Source organism: Methylosinus sp. KRF6 (assembly GCF_018887255.1).
In the GTDB taxonomy this organism is placed as follows: Bacteria; Pseudomonadota; Alphaproteobacteria; order Rhizobiales; family Beijerinckiaceae; genus Methylosinus; species Methylosinus sporium.
Genome location: NZ_JAHLJF010000001.1, coordinates 338,839 through 354,531 on the forward strand (window position 1 = coordinate 338,839; position 15,693 = coordinate 354,531).

General features: G+C 63.3%; 11 protein-coding genes. 4 read left to right on the forward strand and 7 right to left on the reverse strand.

From position 1 onward, the window contains the following. Positions 1-575: 575 nt before the first annotated feature. From KP010_RS01620 to KP010_RS01635, 4 genes are read right to left on the reverse strand one after another with little or no spacing between them, the layout of a single operon-like run. Positions 576-1,982, reverse strand: coding sequence for an efflux transporter outer membrane subunit (locus KP010_RS01620; RefSeq protein WP_142861698.1), 1,407 nt, complete (start codon positions 1,980-1,982; stop codon positions 576-578). Further along, the gene (locus KP010_RS01625; protein WP_371824177.1) at positions 1,979-5,263 is read right to left on the reverse strand and encodes an efflux RND transporter permease subunit; all 3,285 of its coding nucleotides are present in this window, start codon (positions 5,261-5,263) and stop codon (positions 1,979-1,981) included. The genes KP010_RS01620 and KP010_RS01625 overlap by 4 nt, the downstream gene beginning before the upstream one ends. Beyond that, entirely contained in the window at positions 5,260-8,367 is a 3,108-nt protein-coding gene (locus tag KP010_RS01630; protein ID WP_216280321.1) for an efflux RND transporter permease subunit, read from the reverse strand. Before KP010_RS01630 ends, KP010_RS01625 begins: the two co-directional genes overlap by 4 nt. Further along, positions 8,364-9,611: an MdtA/MuxA family multidrug efflux RND transporter periplasmic adaptor subunit gene (locus KP010_RS01635; RefSeq protein ID WP_246659701.1), complete on the reverse strand. Its 1,248-nt coding sequence runs from the start codon at positions 9,609-9,611 to the stop codon at positions 8,364-8,366. Before KP010_RS01635 ends, KP010_RS01630 begins: the two co-directional genes overlap by 4 nt. 209 nt (positions 9,612-9,820) lie before the next feature. Between KP010_RS01635 and KP010_RS01640 the strand changes: the two genes are divergently transcribed. Together KP010_RS01640 and KP010_RS01645 are read left to right on the forward strand one after the other, a co-directional pair. After that, a complete protein-coding gene (locus tag KP010_RS01640; RefSeq protein ID WP_142861696.1) occupies positions 9,821-10,540 on the forward strand; it encodes a response regulator transcription factor in 720 nt (239 codons plus the stop codon). Further along, positions 10,537-11,892: an ATP-binding protein gene (locus KP010_RS01645; protein WP_142861695.1), complete on the forward strand. Its 1,356-nt coding sequence runs from the start codon at positions 10,537-10,539 to the stop codon at positions 11,890-11,892. Before KP010_RS01640 ends, KP010_RS01645 begins: the two co-directional genes overlap by 4 nt. 70 nt (positions 11,893-11,962) lie before the next feature. Here the strand turns inward: KP010_RS01645 and KP010_RS01650 are convergent, their stop codons facing one another. Next, positions 11,963-13,060, reverse strand: a complete 1,098-nt coding sequence (locus KP010_RS01650) for a GHMP kinase (protein WP_210244269.1) — start codon at positions 13,058-13,060, stop codon at positions 11,963-11,965. Then, positions 13,057-13,707, reverse strand: a complete 651-nt coding sequence (locus tag KP010_RS22555; protein ID WP_371824178.1) for a glycosyltransferase family 4 protein — start codon at positions 13,705-13,707, stop codon at positions 13,057-13,059. The genes KP010_RS01650 and KP010_RS22555 overlap by 4 nt, the downstream gene beginning before the upstream one ends. On the opposite strand from KP010_RS22555, the gene KP010_RS22560 reads away from it, so the two are divergent. Beyond that, positions 13,690-14,220 carry a hypothetical protein gene (locus tag KP010_RS22560; protein ID WP_253203947.1) on the forward strand — a complete coding sequence of 177 codons (531 nt, stop codon included), beginning with the start codon at positions 13,690-13,692 and terminating at the stop codon, positions 14,218-14,220. The genes KP010_RS22555 and KP010_RS22560 overlap by 18 nt on opposite strands. A gap of 98 nt (positions 14,221-14,318) precedes the next feature. Here KP010_RS22560 and KP010_RS23175 read toward each other — a convergent pair whose 3' ends face one another. Beyond that, positions 14,319-14,990, reverse strand: coding sequence for a glycosyltransferase family 4 protein (locus tag KP010_RS23175; RefSeq protein WP_343219782.1), 672 nt, complete (start codon positions 14,988-14,990; stop codon positions 14,319-14,321). On the opposite strand from KP010_RS23175, the gene KP010_RS23180 reads away from it, so the two are divergent. After that, positions 14,946-15,290 carry a hypothetical protein gene (locus tag KP010_RS23180; protein ID WP_371824245.1) on the forward strand — a complete coding sequence of 115 codons (345 nt, stop codon included), beginning with the start codon at positions 14,946-14,948 and terminating at the stop codon, positions 15,288-15,290. The two genes, KP010_RS23175 and KP010_RS23180, sit on opposite strands and share 45 nt — an antisense overlap. The last annotated feature ends 403 nt before the right edge of the window (positions 15,291-15,693 follow it).

Sequence of the window (15,693 nt, forward strand, 5' to 3'; positions counted from 1 at the left end):
GCGCTCGAGGCCGACTTAGATCAGCACTGTGCAACAGTCTGACCACGCTTTCGACCGACCGCCTGTCGCCGCCATCGTCCCCTTACATGCGAGAAATATTTCGGTTTAATGACAAGCTTTCGCCGAGTGCGCTCGCGGCCGCGCGCTCTCGCGCGCCGGGCTGTGGCGCAAATTTCATGAACGGCCATGAAGTCGGGTTCGGGATGCTTTGGATCAGGCGGCGAGCGCCGAGGTCCAGACCTCCGGCGCCGTCTCGCCCGCCGCTCGGAGTTTGTTCGACCTTTCCTGATCCGATGCATGAGCTCGATCCCGGCGATCGTGACCGACGCGCGCCGAAATCGCTCGAACCCGGGCATGAGGCCCAGAAAAGCTTGATCGCTCGATGATCCTGTCGGATGAGATTGTTCAAATATTTCGACGATCGGATTTCCGTGTGAGCGCCGCCTCGATGCTCTCCGAGGACTTCACGCGCCGCTCTATGCGACGCCCGATCGCCGTCGAGCGCGCGCTCACGCCATTTGCGCCAGAGCCTCCAAAAGCGCCATCCTGGCATCGAAGGCGATGCCGTTCTCGCTTCAGTCGTTCGCTGCGCGCGCTGGGAGCGTGGCCTTCCAGTCCCCTCCGAGCGCCTTTATCAGATTCGCGCTCGCCGCGAGCCGGCTCTGCCGAATTTGCAGCGCGGTCTCTTCATTGGCGAGCGCGGCAGCCTGCGCCGTGACCACTGCCGTATAGGCCGAGGCGCCCGCTTTATATTGATTGAGCGCGATCTCGACCGCGCGCCTCGCGACCCGAACCGCTTCCGCCTGCGCTGAGGCTTGTCGGGCGAGGATGCGAAGATTGGAGAGCTGATCCTCCACCGCCTGGAAGGCGGCGAGCACGGTTTGGCGATAATTGGCGACGCTCTGCTCATATGCCGCTCGAGCGGCGTCGACCGTCGCCTCGCGCGCGCCGCCGTCGATCAGCAGCAGACTGCCGCTCGCCGCCAGCGACCAGGCGGCGTTGCTGGCGGAGACCAGTGGCGGTGCGCCCGAATAGCCGGCGACGCCTGCGAGGTCGATCGTGGGAAAATAGGCTGCAATCGCGACGCCGATCAGCGCATTCTGCTGTTGCATCTTGCGCTCCGCCTCGGCGATGTCCGGCCGACGCTCGAGCAGTGAGGACGGAAGCGCGGCGGGAGGCGTCGGAACGGCGCGCGGCAGCTCCCCGCGCGGGATCGACAGATCGGACGGAGGCTTGCCGATCAGCAGCGCGATCGCATGCTCGTATTGCGCGCGCGAGACCTCCGCGCCGATGGCCGAGGCGCGCGTCGTCTCGAGCTGCGTTTGAGCAGTAATCACATCCGACTGAGAGGCGACGCCCGCCGCATATTGGTTCTGCGTGATCTTCAGGCTGCGTTCATAGGCGCGCGCCGTGTCGTTCAGCAGACGCGCCAGCGAGTCCTGATAGCGCAGTGAAAAATAGTCCGTCACGAGCGTCGCTTGCGCGGAGAGCGTCAGATCGGCGAGCTGCGCGGCGCTCGCTCCCGCGCTGGCTTCGGCGCTCTCAATCTGACGGCGGATCTTTCCCCAGAGATCGATCTCCCAACTCGCCGTGGCTTCCGCCGTCTGCGCCGTGGCGATCGATCCGGAGCTGCGCGCGCGCGTCGAAGAGGCGCTGGCCGACAGGCTCGGGAACAGGCTCGACTGATCCTCACGCACGACGGCGAGCGCTTGGCGATAGGCCGCCTCATAGGCCTTCAAATTCTGGTTGTCGATCGCGACCAGCGGAACGAGCTTGTCGAGGACCGGATCCTCGAACACGCGCCACCAGGACCCGCGATCGGCGCTGTCGGCCGGCTCGGCGATCTTCCAGCCCTTCGGCGCCTCCTTGAATGCGGCGGGCGTGACGACCTCGGGCCGCAGATAATCGGGGCCGACCATCAGGCAGCCCTGAAGCGACATCAGCGCGCCGCAGAGCCCGAAGAACATCGATAGGCGCTTCATTCCGCCAGCTCCGCAGCTCTCGATCCCGGAAAGGCGCGACGCCAGAACCGGCGCGACCATAGCCGGAGGCGATCGAGATAGAGATAGACGACCGGAGTCGTATAGAGCGTCAGCAATTGGCTGACGATCAGCCCGCCGATGATCGAGACGCCGAGCGGTCGCCGCAGCTCGGCGCCGACGCCTTGATCGAGCACCAGCGGCACGGCGCCGAGCAGAGCCGCGAAGGTCGTCATCATGATGGGACGAAAGCGCGCGAGACAGGCGCGATGCACGGCCTCGGCTGGCGGCAAGCCCTCTGCGCGCTCGGCGTGCAGCGCGAAATCGACGATCATGATGGCGTTCTTCTTGACGATGCCGATCAGCAGGAACACGCCGATCAGCGCGATGACGCTGAAATCGGCGCCGGCGAGGATCAATGCGAGCACCGCGCCGACGCCGGCCGACGGAAGCGTCGACAGGATCGTCAGCGGATGGACGTAGCTCTCGTAGAGAATTCCGAGCACCGCGTAGACGGCGAGCAACGCCGAGCCGATTAATAGAGGCATGGTTCCGATGAGCGACTGAGATGCGCCGGCCGAGCCGCTGAACGAGCCGTGGATCGAATTCGGCAGATGAATGTCTCCGACCGCTTTCTCGATCGCGGCGGTCGCGTCGGCGAGCGTGCGTCCCGGCGCGAGATTGAAGGAGATCGTCGCCGCGGCGGCCTGGCCCTGGTGATTGATCTGCACAGGCGTCGTCGACGATTCCAGATGCGCGAAAGCGGTGATCGGAATCATCGTCGCGCGGCCCGAGCTGATGGCGGCGGCGCTCGACGCGCGGCCGCCGCTGCTCGTGGCGATCGAATTGGTCGCCTTGTTGCGCGCCGAGGAGCTTCCGGAGGTCGATTGTGTCGAGCTGCTCGTCGAGGCGCCGGAGACGGTTCCATAAGTGGCGTTGGTGGAGGTGGTTCCACTGGCGGTCTCCCCCGAGGTGCTGACATAGAGCTGCTCGACCGAGGAAGGATCCTGCAGATAGCGCGGCGCGAGTCCCATGACGACATGATACTGATTCTGGTCCTGGTAGATCGTCGACACCTGGCGCTGCCCGAAGGCGTCGTAGAGGGTCGCGTCGATGACGTCCGGCGTCACGCCGTAGCGGGCCGCCGTCGGCCGATCGATCACGACCTTGGTCTCGAGGCCTGCGACCTGCTGATCCGATGTGACGTCGACGAGCGCCGGCTGCTGCTTCATCGCAGAATAGAGCTTGGGCGCCCAGCTTTGCAGCTCGACGACGTCGTCGGCGAGCAGCGTATATTGGAACTGCGCGAAGCTCATGCGGCCGCCCAGAAACAGCTCCTGCCGCGGAAACATCATCACATCGGCGCCGGGCACGCTCGCAAGCTTGGGGCGCAATCGCGCCATGACCACGAAGGCCGAGTCCCGCCGCTCGTCGAGAGGCTTGAGCGTCGTGAACATGCGCGCCTGATTGACGGCGCCGTCGCCGATGGAGGCCGTCACCGTCTCGACGGCCGGATCGGCCCGCATGATCGCGAGCGTCTGCTCGACCTTCCGGCGCATCGCCTCGAAGGAGATGCTCTGATCGGCGCGGACGCCTCCCATCATCAGTCCTCCGTCCTCTTGCGGAAACAGACTCTTCGGCGCCACGGCGAAAAGGAAGATGTTGAAGGCCACCGTGAGAAACAGGGAGAAAAGGACGAGGCGCGGATGGGCGAGCGCGCTGCGCAGAGAGAGATCGTAGCTCCGACGCACGCTGTCGAGCGCCGCGCCGGTCGCACGCGCGAGACGCCCCTGCGGCCGCTCGTCCTTTCCCGACAGGAAGAGCGCGCACATCATCGGCGTCGTCGTGAGCGCGAGCAGCAGCGACACGCAGATCGCGATCGACAGAACGATAGCGAATTCGCGGAACAATCGCCCGACGAGGCCGCCCATGAGAAGGATCGGCAAGAACACGGCGACCAGCGAGACGCTCATCGAGACGACGGTGAAGCTCACTTCGCCGGCCCCGCGAATGGCCGCCTCGATGCGCGAGGCGCCGGCCTCCCTGTGCCGCGTGATATTCTCCAGCACGACGATCGAATCGTCGACGACGAAGCCGGTGGCGATCGTCAGCGCCATCAGCGACAGATTGTCGAGGCTGTAATCGCATAATTTCATCACGGCGAAGGAGCCGAGAATCGACACCGGCACGGTCACCGCCGGGATCAGCGTCGCGCGGAAGCTGCGCAGAAAGACGAAGACGACGAGCACGACGAGCGCCACGGCGATCACGAGCGACTGCTCGGCATGAGCCAGCGACGAGCGTATGGTGACGCTGCGATCGCCGGAAAGGTTCATCTCGACGTCGCCGGGCAAGGCCGCCTGCAGCTGCGGCAGCAAGGTTTTCACGCGATCGACGATCTCGACGATATTGCCGCCCGGCTGCTTGAACAGGATCAGCACGACCGCGGATTTGTCGTTGACATAGCCGATATTGCGCACATTCTCGACCGAGTCGGCGACCTCTGCGATGTCGCGAAGCAGCACCGGCCGACCGTCGCGATAGGCGATGACGAGATCTGCGTAGTCGGAGGCGCGCTTCGCCTGGTCGTTGGCGTAGATCTGAAAGCGGCGCTCGCCTTCGTCGATCGCGCCTTTGGCGCTGTTGGCGTTGGCGGCAGAGAGCGCGGCGCGGATCTCCTCCATGGCGATCCCGTAATCGAACAGAGCGCGAGGATCGAGATCGATGCGCACCGCGGGAAGCGAGCTGCCTCCGACGTCGACATTGCCGATGCCCTCGACCTGCAGCAGACGCTGCTGGAGAATGGTCGCGGCGTTATCGTAGAGCTGCCCCGGCGTGAGCGTCCTCGAGGAGAGCGCGAGGATCAGGATCGGCGCCTCGGCGGGATTGAACTTGCGGTAGGTCGGCTTGGTTCTGAGCGCGGTCGGAAGATCGGCGCGCGCGGCGTTGATCGCGGCCTCCACATCGCGCGCCGCGCCATTGATGTCGCGATCGAGACCGAATTGCAGAATGACGCGCGTCGAGCCGACCGCATTCTCGGACGTCATCTCGGCGACGTCGGCGATCTGGCCGAGGCGCCGCTCGAGCGGCGCCGCCACCGTGGCCGCCATCGTCTCCGGGCTCGCGCCCGCCATTTGCGCCTGCACCATGATGGTCGGAAAATCCACCTTGGGCAGCGGAGCGACGGCCAGGGTTCCGAAGGCGAGCAGTCCGGAGACAGTGATCGCGAGCGTCAGCAGCGTCGTCGCGACGGGTCGCCTGACGAAGAGCGCAGCCATGCTCACGAGAGGCTCTCCTCCGGCCGCGCGCCGAAGCGGCCCCGCAATCGCAAGGCCAGTCGATCGAACGCCAGATAGACGACCGGCGTCGTGAACAGCGTCAGCAATTGGCTGACAGCGAGGCCGCCGATCATGGCGACGCCGAGCGGCTGGCGCAGCTCCGAGCCATTGCCCGAGCCGAACGCCATCGGCGCGGCCGAGATCAGCGCGACCATCGTCGTCATCAGGATCGGCCGGAAGCGCAGAAGGCAGGCGCGGCGAATGGCCTCGCGCGGCGTCAAACCCTCGTCGCGCTCGGCGACGATGGCGAAGTCGATCATCATGATCGCATTCTTCTTGACGATGCCGATCAGGAGAATGATCGCGATGATGCCGATGACGTCGAGATCGGCGCCGGTGATCGTCATCGCGAGCAGCGCGCCGAGCGCTGCGGAGGGGAGAGTGGAGAGGATCGTCAGAGGATGAACGAAGCTCTCGTAGAGCACGCCGAGCACGACATACATCACGAGAACGGCCGCGAGCACCAGATAGAATTCATTCGTCAACGAGGATCGGAAGGCCGCGGTCGCTCCTTGAAAATGCGTCCCGAAGCTCGCCGGAAGGCCGATCGCGCGTTCGGCGCTCTCGACCGTCGTGACCGCATCGCCCAATGATGCGCCGCTCGCCAGATTGAAGGAGATCGTCGTCGCCGGAAACTGCGCGAAATGCCCGATCTGGATCCGCTTGCGGCCGACGACGACGCGCGCCATGGCGGAGAGCGGCGCCTGTCCGCTGCTCGCCGTCGCCGAGGGCAGATAGATCGACTCGAATGTGTCGAGCCCACGTCGAAGATCGGGATCGGCCTCGAGAATGACCCGCATCTGGCTCGCTTGCGTGAAGATCGTGCTGACGATGCGCTGGCCGAAACTGTCGTAGAGCGCATTGTCGATCGTCGCGAGAGTGATGCCGAAGCGCGCCGCCGTCGCGCGATCCACATCGATCGTCGCGGCGAGCCCGTCGTCCTGAAGGTCGCTGGTCACGTCGACGAGTCCTGGCGCCTTGCGCAGCTCGGCGACGAGCTTGGGCGTCCATGCGCCGAGCTCCGTGAAGGACGGATTGTCGAGAATGAATTGATATTGCGCCGCGCCGACCTCGGTCTCGACGGTGAGATCCTGCGCCGGCTGCATGTAGAGCGCGACGCCGGCGACCTTGGCGACATTGGCCTGGATACGACGGATGATCGCGCTCGCCGAGGCGCTCCGCTCGGATTTCGGGCGCAGAATGATCTGCATGCGTCCTCGGTTGAGCGTCGTGTTGCTGCCGTCGATGCCGATGAAGGAGGACAGGCCGGCGACATCCTCGTCTTCGAGGACCGCCGCGGCGAGATCGGTCTGCAGCTCGCTCATGCGAGCGAAGGAGATGGACTGGGCCGCCTCGGTGACGCCTTGGATGACGCCGGTGTCCTGCACCGGAAAGAATCCCTTCGGCGCGACGAGAGCGAGCGCAGCTGTCAGAGCGAGAGTGGCGACGGCGACAGCGAGCGTCGCATTCTGATGATCGAGCGAGACGGCGAGCGCCCGGTCGTAGACGGCGAGCAGACGATCGAACCAGCCGCCGCCGCCAGAGCTCGCCTCCGATTGCGACTGCGGCGGCCGCTCGCGCAGCAGCCGCGCGCACATCATCGGCACGAAGGTCAAGGACACGACGGCCGAAATGACGATCGCCGAGGCGAGCGTCACCGAGAATTCATAGAACAGACGGCCGATCATGTCGCTCATGAAGAACAACGGGATCAGCACGGCGAGCAGCGAGACGGTCAAAGAGACGATGGTGAAGCCGATCTCGCGCGAGCCCTTCAATGCGGCGTCGAACGGGCGTATGCCCGCCTCTATGTGGCGGCTGATGTTCTCGATGACGACGATCGCATCGTCGACGACGAAGCCGGTCGCGATGGTCAGCGCCATCAAGGAAAGATTGTCGAGGCTGAATCGCCACAGATACATCGCCGCGAAAGCGCCGACGAGCGAGAGGGGAACTGAAAGGCTCGGAATGAGCGTCGCGCGCAGATTGCGCAGAAACAGGAAGATCACCATCACGACGAGGGCGATCGCCAGGGCGAGCTCGAATTCGACGTCCTCGATCGACGCGCGGATCGTGGTGGTGCGATCGGCCAGCACCTCCGCTCTGACCGAGGACGGAAGGCTCGCCGTCAGCTGCGGCAGCAGCGCCTTGACGGAATCGACCACGTTGATGACATTGGCGCCGGGCTGACGCTGGACATTGAGCAGAATCGCCGGCGTCGAATTCGCCCAGGCGCGCAGCTGCGTGTTCTCCGCGTCGCGCTCGACCTTCGCGACATCGGCGAGGCGGACCGGACGGCCGTTCTTATAGGCGATCACCGAATCGAGATAGTCGCGCGGATCCTGGATCTGATCATTGGCGTCGATCGTGTAGGAGCGATGCGCTCCGTCCAGCGTGCCCTTGGGCGTGTTGACGTTGATGTTGCCGAGCGTCGTGCGCAGATCGTCGATATTGAGCCCATGCGCCGACAGAGCGCGTATGTCGGCGCGCACGCGAACCGCCGGTCTGTGGCCGCCGGCGAGAGTCACCAGGCCGACGCCGGCGAGCTGCGAGATTTTTTGCGCCAGCCGCGTGTCGGCGAGCGTCTGCAGCTCGATCAGCGGCGTCGTCGGCGAGGTCACGGCGATGACGAGGATCGGCGCGTCGGCCGGATTGATCTTGGCGTAGATCGGCGGGGCGGGCAGATCGCTCGGCAACAGATTCGTCGCGGCGTTGATCGCCGCCTGCACCTCCTGCTCGGCGATGTCGAGCGACAGCGACAGATCGAATTGCAGCGTGATGACGGAGGCGCCGGCCGAGGATTTCGACGACATCTGGCGCAGGCTGGCCATCTGCCCCAGCTGCTTCTCGAGCGGCGCCGTGACGGCGGAGGTCATGACCTCCGGGCTCGCGCCCGGATAGAATGTCTGCACCTGGATCGTCGGATATTCGACCGTCGGAAGCGCCGAGAGCGGCAGATAGCGCCAGGCGACGACGCCGACGAACAGCAGCGCCGCCATCAGCAGCGTCGTCGCCACCGGCCGCAGGATGAAAAGACGCGATGGATTCACGGGCGAGCCCTGTCCGCTCGGGTCGACGGCGCGCTGGGGACGCGAATTTTCGCGCCCTCGCTCAGCCGATCGGCGCCTTCGACGACGACGCGGTCGCCCTGCGCCAAGCCGGAGAGAATCGCGATATTTCCGCCGGCGGTCGCGCCGGTCGTGACCCTACGCACGGACACCGTGTCGTCGGAATTGACGACATAGACGAATGTTCCCGGCGCGCCGCTGCGCACAGCGCTGACCGGCGCGACGACGACGTCGCGCTGAATGTCGAGCAGGAGCTCGACATTCACGAACTGATTGGGAAAAAGAGCGCCGTCCGCGTTTCCGAACAAGGCGCGAAGCTTCACCGTGCCGGTGCTGGTGTCGATTTGATTGTCGACCGCGTCGAAAACGCCGACGGCGAGCTTTTCCGCATAGGCGCGATCGTAGACGGTCACCACCGGCTGCGCGCCGTCGCGCAGCCGCTTCATCAGCTTGCGCAAATTCTCTTCCGGCAGCGTGAAGACGACCGAGATCGGATCGATCTGCGTGACGACGACGACGCCATTCGTATCGGAGGGCGTGACGTAATTGCCGACATCCACCTGCCGCAGCCCGACGCGGCCGCGAACGGGGGAGGCGATGCGACAATAGACGAGATTGAGCTTCTGTGTGTCGACCAGTCCTTGGTCGCTACGCACGATCCCTTCATATTGCCGAACCGTCGCCGCCGCGGTGTCCACCGTCTGCCTGGACGTCGAATCCTGCTTGATCAGACGCTGGTAGCGGTGAAAATCGAGCCGCGCATTATCGAGCAGCGCTTGATCTTTCTCGAGCTGCCCCTGGTATTGAGCAAGCGCCGCTTCATAGGGCCGAGGATCGATCTCGACGAGCGGATCGCCTTTTTCGACCATTTGCCCTTCACGAAAATGGATCTCGGTCAAATAGCCGCTGATTTGCGATTTCACCGTCGCCGTCGCGAGCGAGGTCACTGTGCCGAGCGACGTCAGCGTGATCGGAACGTCGCCTTTCGTCGTCATCGCCACCGAGACGGACGAAACGGAAGCGACGCTCGGCGCGCCTGCGCCGGGCGGGCCGCCGGGAGGCATAGGCCCGGGGGCCGGGCGCTTCCACGGCGCACGGACCATGAGCGCCGCAATGATCGCCAAAGCCGCGGCCGGAAGCAGCCAGCGGCTCAGACGCAGCCGCGCTGTCGCGGGTCGCTCCGAGTTTCGATAGAATGCGACGAGCTTTTCCATGAGAACAGTCACGTCCAACGCCGAGCCTATACGGCTCGGCTCTCGGCCGGCATTTAGAGGCCAGACCGCGGCAGTTCTCAACTAAACTATTGTTATTTTATTATATTCACGCAATGTGTCATAATCGACATATGCTGGAGCATTGCCGTTCGACAAAATTGCGCCTATCCCCGATTTGGCGGCTCGTCGAGGACGCTCGGTTCCAGGAGTGCGAAGAACCGTTGAACAAAAGCCACATCCTCATCGTCGAGGACGACCTCGACATTCGCGATCTGTTGACCGCCTTTCTCGAAGAGAAGGGCTTCATCGCGTCCGCCTGCGCGAGCGCGGAGAAGGCGAAGCCAATTCTGGCGCGTTGCGATGTCGATCTGGTTCTCCTCGACGTCATGCTGCCCGGCGCGGACGGGTTCGAGTTCTGCCGCATCTTGCGCTTGTCGGAGGGCCCGCGTATCATCATGCTGACGGCGCTCACCGAGCCGGTGGACAAAGTCGTCGGCCTCGAGCTCGGCGCAGACGATTATGTCAGCAAGCCCTTCGATCTTCGCGAGCTGCTGGCGCGCATTCGCGCCGTGCTGCGACGGCCCGCGCTGAGCGCCGGACACCCTCGCGCTGTCGACACGGAGCCAGTGCTGCGTTTTTCAGGCTTTGCTTTCTATCCCCAGCGTCGCTTCCTGCGCTCGCCCACGGGACTGCGCGTGCCGCTCACCGGCGCCGAGGCCGATCTGCTGCTGGTGTTCTGCAAGAACGCCCGCCGCGTCCTTTCGCGAGAAGAGCTGATCAATCTCTCACGCGGCGAGGGCTTCGCCATAGCGCCGCGATCCGTCGACCTTCTGGTGAGCCGTCTGAGGCGGAAGCTGGCGGGCGAGGATCCGCTGGCTGAGCTCATCCGCACCATTCGCACGGATGGCTACGCCTTTCAGCCCGAGGTCTCGGCAGAATGATGCCGAGGTTCTTGGCGACGACGCTCGGCCAGATCGTTTCGATCATCGCAATATCCTCCGCAACGACCTTTTTTCTCTTCATCCTTCTCCTTTCGATCTTCGATCCCACTCCTCCTCCTCCGCCGCCATGGCCCTGGCCGAGCGCCTATCGCATCGCTACGCTCGTCGAGACGATGCGCAGCGCACCGGACGAGGCGCGCGCCGCGATCGCCGCAGGCGTCCGGCGACACGATTTTTCCGTCGAGCTGACACAAGCGCCCCGGGCCTGCGCTGGGTTCGACCAAGACGCGCAGAAGCTTCAATCGGCTCTGCTATCGAAATTCGGCGACGCCCTTCCGGCGGTCACGGTTCGATCCTGCGGCTCCGTCGATGCGGCGACAGATATTCAAGCTCTGCTGCCTTTCGAGGGACGCGCGCTGGAGATTCGGACCGGCAATGCGAAAGCCGATCGCTTTGTCAGATTGACCCTTCCCCTCATGAGCGCTCTTTCGTTCCTCTGCGTGGCCGTCGCGGCAATGTCCGCCTGGGCGGTGTGGCGTGTGACCGGCCCCTTGCGTCGACTCGCCCACAAGACGGACGCCTTCGGCCGCGACATCGTCATGGAGCCGATCGACGAGGAAGGGCCGCTCGAGATAAGACGTGTGGCGCGGGCCTTCAATCTCATGCAGGAGCGCATCACGCGCTCTCTGCGCGAACGCACGCGCGTGCTCGCGGCGGTGAGCCACGACCTCCGAACGCCTCTCACACGCATGCGGCTGCAGCTTCAGGCCGGACATGGGGAGAATGTCAGAGCCAAGCTGCTGCGCGACATCGATCTGATGCATTCGATGGTGGCATCGGCAGTCTCCTTTCTCAGCGGCGCCTTCCACGAGGAGGAAAAAGAGTGGCTCGATCTCGGCGCGCTCCTTTCGACTCTCTGCGACGAATTCGAAGAAACCGGAGCGAATATCCGATATGAAGGTCGCGAAGGAATTCCATTCTTTTGTCGGCCGAACGCGATCCAGCGCGCAGTGACGAATCTGATCGACAACGGTCTTCATTTCGGCAGCCGGGTCATTGTTTCCGCTTCGATCGAGCGGGGCCGCGTCGTCGTCGACGTGGCCGACGACGGCCCCGGCGTGCCAGAGAATCGAATCGAGGACGTCATCCAGCCTTTCGTTCGATTGGATCCCTCGCGCTCGTCCCGATCGGGAAGCGTCGGCCTCGGTCTCTCCATCGTCAAGGAAATCGTCGAAGCCCATCAAGGAGCGCTCGAGCTGCTCCAGCGAGAGCCCAACGGACTCATCGCGCGAATCGTATTCCCGTCCAGCGCCTTCGCGCGGTCCACGACACACGAGCGTCTCTCCGGATAAACGCCTGTTCAGCAGGATCACGATGTGTCTGGATCGTCATATCTTCAATTGCAAGCTGTCGCTTCTGACATCAAGGCCGCGTCCAGACCTCCACGCCATCTCCGGTCAATCGTACCGGCGTCGCCTCGCCGCCCGCAGAGTTCAGCGCACGCATCACCGCAGATTTTCTCTCCGGCTCTGTCATGAACATGAGGAAGCCGCCGCCGCCGGCTCCCGACGCTTTACAAGCATAGGCGCCGGCCGCGAGCCCGACCTGCAAGAGCCCTTCGACGCGATCATTGGAAATGGTCGCAGCCGTGCTCTTCTTAGAGCGCCACGACCGATTGAGCATGTCCCCGAAAGTGAACAGATCTCCTGCGAGCAGTGCGGCTTTCATTTCGAAAGCCGCCTCCTTCAAGGATATCATGGCGGCGATAACCTCCTCGTCCTTCGAGTTCAATCGGCTGATCTGCGCTTGGATGATCGCGTCCGATTCCCGAGACAGACCAGTAAAGCAAATGACGAGCGAAGACTCGAGCTCCAACAATATATTCCTATGCACGCGGAGCGGATTGACGATCACTCGATCCTGCTCGAGAAATTCGATGAAATTGACGCCTCCGAACGCCGCGGAATATTGATCCTGCTTGCCGCCGGCCAAGCGAAGCTGCCGACGCTCGATTTCGAACGCCAAATGCGCCAGCTCATACCGACCGAAAGGCGCTTCCGTATATTCCCGCAACGCTTCGCAAATGGCGACAACCAGCGCCGACGACGTTCCCAACCCTGATCCCGCGAGCGCATCAGTAGTCGTCACGATCGTGAGGCCGCGAGATCGCGACAAGAACCCGTCCTGCAGAAACCGATTATAAATTCCTCGATGCAGCCGTAGGCCCCGCGCGCTCTCGATCGGCGCTCCGAAAGCGTGGCTCTCGACAACGCCTCTGTCACGAGCATCCAGCACCAGCTTCATATCATCTCGTGCGGTCACGTAGCAATATGCGTAGCGATCGATGGTGCAGTTCAATACCGCGCCGCCTTGCCAATCGCAAAATGGCGAAAGATCGGTGCCGCCGCCGCCAAAGCCCAGGCGCAGAGGCGCACGGGAGCGAATCGTCGCCCCTGCCGCGAGTTCCGCGTTTCGCATTCCACGCACTGCGGCGTCCGACCGACTGTGGAACGGCGTCATTGCCGATCTCCGCTTTCGAGAAGCGGCGCGACTAATGCCTCGAGATTGCGGTGATAGACCGCTTGCGAGAAATTAGCGTCGAAATACGCTCTCACCCCGCTCGTTCGTCTCTGCGCCTCCGTCCGACGAGGCTCCCGAGCTTTTCGCCTCAGCGCGTTCGCGAACGACTCCGAGTCATCTGCGACCGTCACGTCGCCCAGATTCATGACGTCTTCTTTCATCCCACGCAGCGCCGCAGATGTCGCGATCATCGGCAACCCACTCGCCATGGCCTCCAGAGTCTTGATCGATAGGCCAAAGCCTTTGACCATCGGCAGCAAAACGAGTCGCGCGTTCTCATAAACGCGTCGCGCGTCATCCACCCGCCCGACGAACCAGTCGCGATAGCGCCTATATTCGTCGGGCGCGCGCGAGCGCACTCCGAGGTCGATATTGCCGACAATTCTGATATCGATATCCGGCGCTTTCGGCGCGACCTCCCTCAAGAACCAGACCACGCTTTCGACATTGGCCGTGTTGTTGCTCGCGATGATGACGATGTCCTCGCCGCCTGGACCGCTAGGCGCCTCCGGTCCCGCCGGATAAAGCAAGGCGTGACGCTTTTCCGGCAAAAGATCCGAAAATATGTCATGCTCCTCGATGTTCACATGCAAGAGCAGATCCGCTCCTCGCATGCTCTCGAGCTCGACCGCCAGCATCGACTCGTATGTCGTATGCGGGCGCAGCCAGGGAATTCTTCTGTTCATCAGCATGAACTGGCGCGCTTGCAGATCGTGGCTGTCGAGAAGAATTGGCGAGCGCCCCATCGCGAGACGTTCGGCGACAGGCATGAGAAAAAAGTGATTGCAGTGAATGACATCGAACGATTTCCCGACGAGGAGCCCCGAAAGCCGCGATCGCGCCGCGAGAGCCAATCGGATAATTGCTTGATCTCCGTGCGCATATGGCCAAACGGCGTCGCGAAGAAAGCTCGGAAACAGAAGAGCGCTCAACGGTGCGCCGGCATAAAAGCGCGCCTCGCCGTCGAGCTCGGGCGTCGATTCGATGTAGGACCGCCAAATCCAAGACCTTTCGGGAATGAAGCCTGGATCGGTGCTGACCGCGACCATCGACACATGCGCGCCCATCGAGCGATACGCCTCGAGCTGACCGAGAATTGACTGATAGCTTCCGCAAGAATGCCAAGCGGGATGCACGATGGCGACTTCTTTGCCGAGAAGCGCCGCTGGCCCCTCGTGGCCTCGGAGAATAGGTTCGTTCATGCCGTCAACATCTTTGCAGAGATCTCCGAGAGCGCGTCGACGTAGGCGTCGAAGCCGAATACGGTGTCGAAGAATCGGCGCGTGTCGCTCGCGGAGCTGTCCGGAATGTCGACGCCGTCCTCTATGCGCGCATGAGCGGCGCGCAAGGCCGCCGCAAAGCTGGGGGCGTCCGCGGCGAGCGTGACATTACGGAGCATTTGCGCACCGACGTCCATGCCCCGAAAGGCGAGCGGCGTCGCAATGATGGGAGCGCCGCTGGAGAGCGCTTCCGCTGTCCTGATCGACAGCCCATATCCCTCTAAGGTGGGGAGCAGCACGCAAGCGGCCCGCTCGTATGCGGACTCTATCTGTGGAACCCGCCCTCGAAATAGCTCTCGATGAGCGTCGAAAAGCGACCTGTCACGGGTCTGCACCGCTACGTCGACGTCCCCGACGATGTCGATCGGAACGCAAGGCGCGAGCGGGAGCACCTCCTCCAGCAGCCACTTGATTCCGAGAAAGTTCGGGAAGTGCCCGCTGGCGACTGTCAGAATCCTATCGCCTCCGCGTGACGGACGCGCCGCCGGGATCGCTGGATAAATGAGCGCGTGGCCCTTTCGCGGAAGCAGGCGCGCGAAGGTCTCGTGCTCATCACGATTGAGATGTACGCAATAATCCGCCTTTTCCATCCACTCGAGCTCGATCGCGAGAAGATCGCGGAAGCGGACGAGCGGAGGCAGGAAGAATCCGTCTCGATTGCGCAACATGAATTGCGACGCTTGAACGTCATGCGTCTCCAAGATCACCGGCGCACGACGACTTCGAAGCAGGCGGCGCACCAAAGGGAGCGTGAAAAAGTGATTGGCATGGACGAGATCGATACTTTCGCCGCCGACGCCATTCGGCAAGGGAGTCCGCTTGCAGAGCTCGACGAGCCACGACGCCTGGTCGCCATGGATCAATGGCCACCACCCGTCTTTGAGCAATGAAAAGCTCGTCCAGCTATACGCCGGAGGTCCAGACAGATATTGCTTATCGACGGGCAAATCGCCGCTTTCGGCAATGTACCGGCGCCATCTCTCGCCTCGAGGCGCGTCGGCGGTCGGCGCATCCATCACGGCTATCGACACGACGCGCGCGCCGAGGGCTCGATACGCCATAGCCTGACTGACGATCACGCGATAGGTTCCGCAGGAGGACCAGGCCGGATGAACGATCGCGACTGTTTTCCCATCGAGCCGATAGCGGCGGCCAGACGGAAACGAACCGGAATTTTTCACTCGTCCGAAATGCGACATGCCGTTCAAGACGCCTTTCTCGGAACAGCCCACGTCCATCTAGCGGTTTTGCAGAGGAGAGGTATTTCTGAACAATGTCAAATTCGATTTGAAA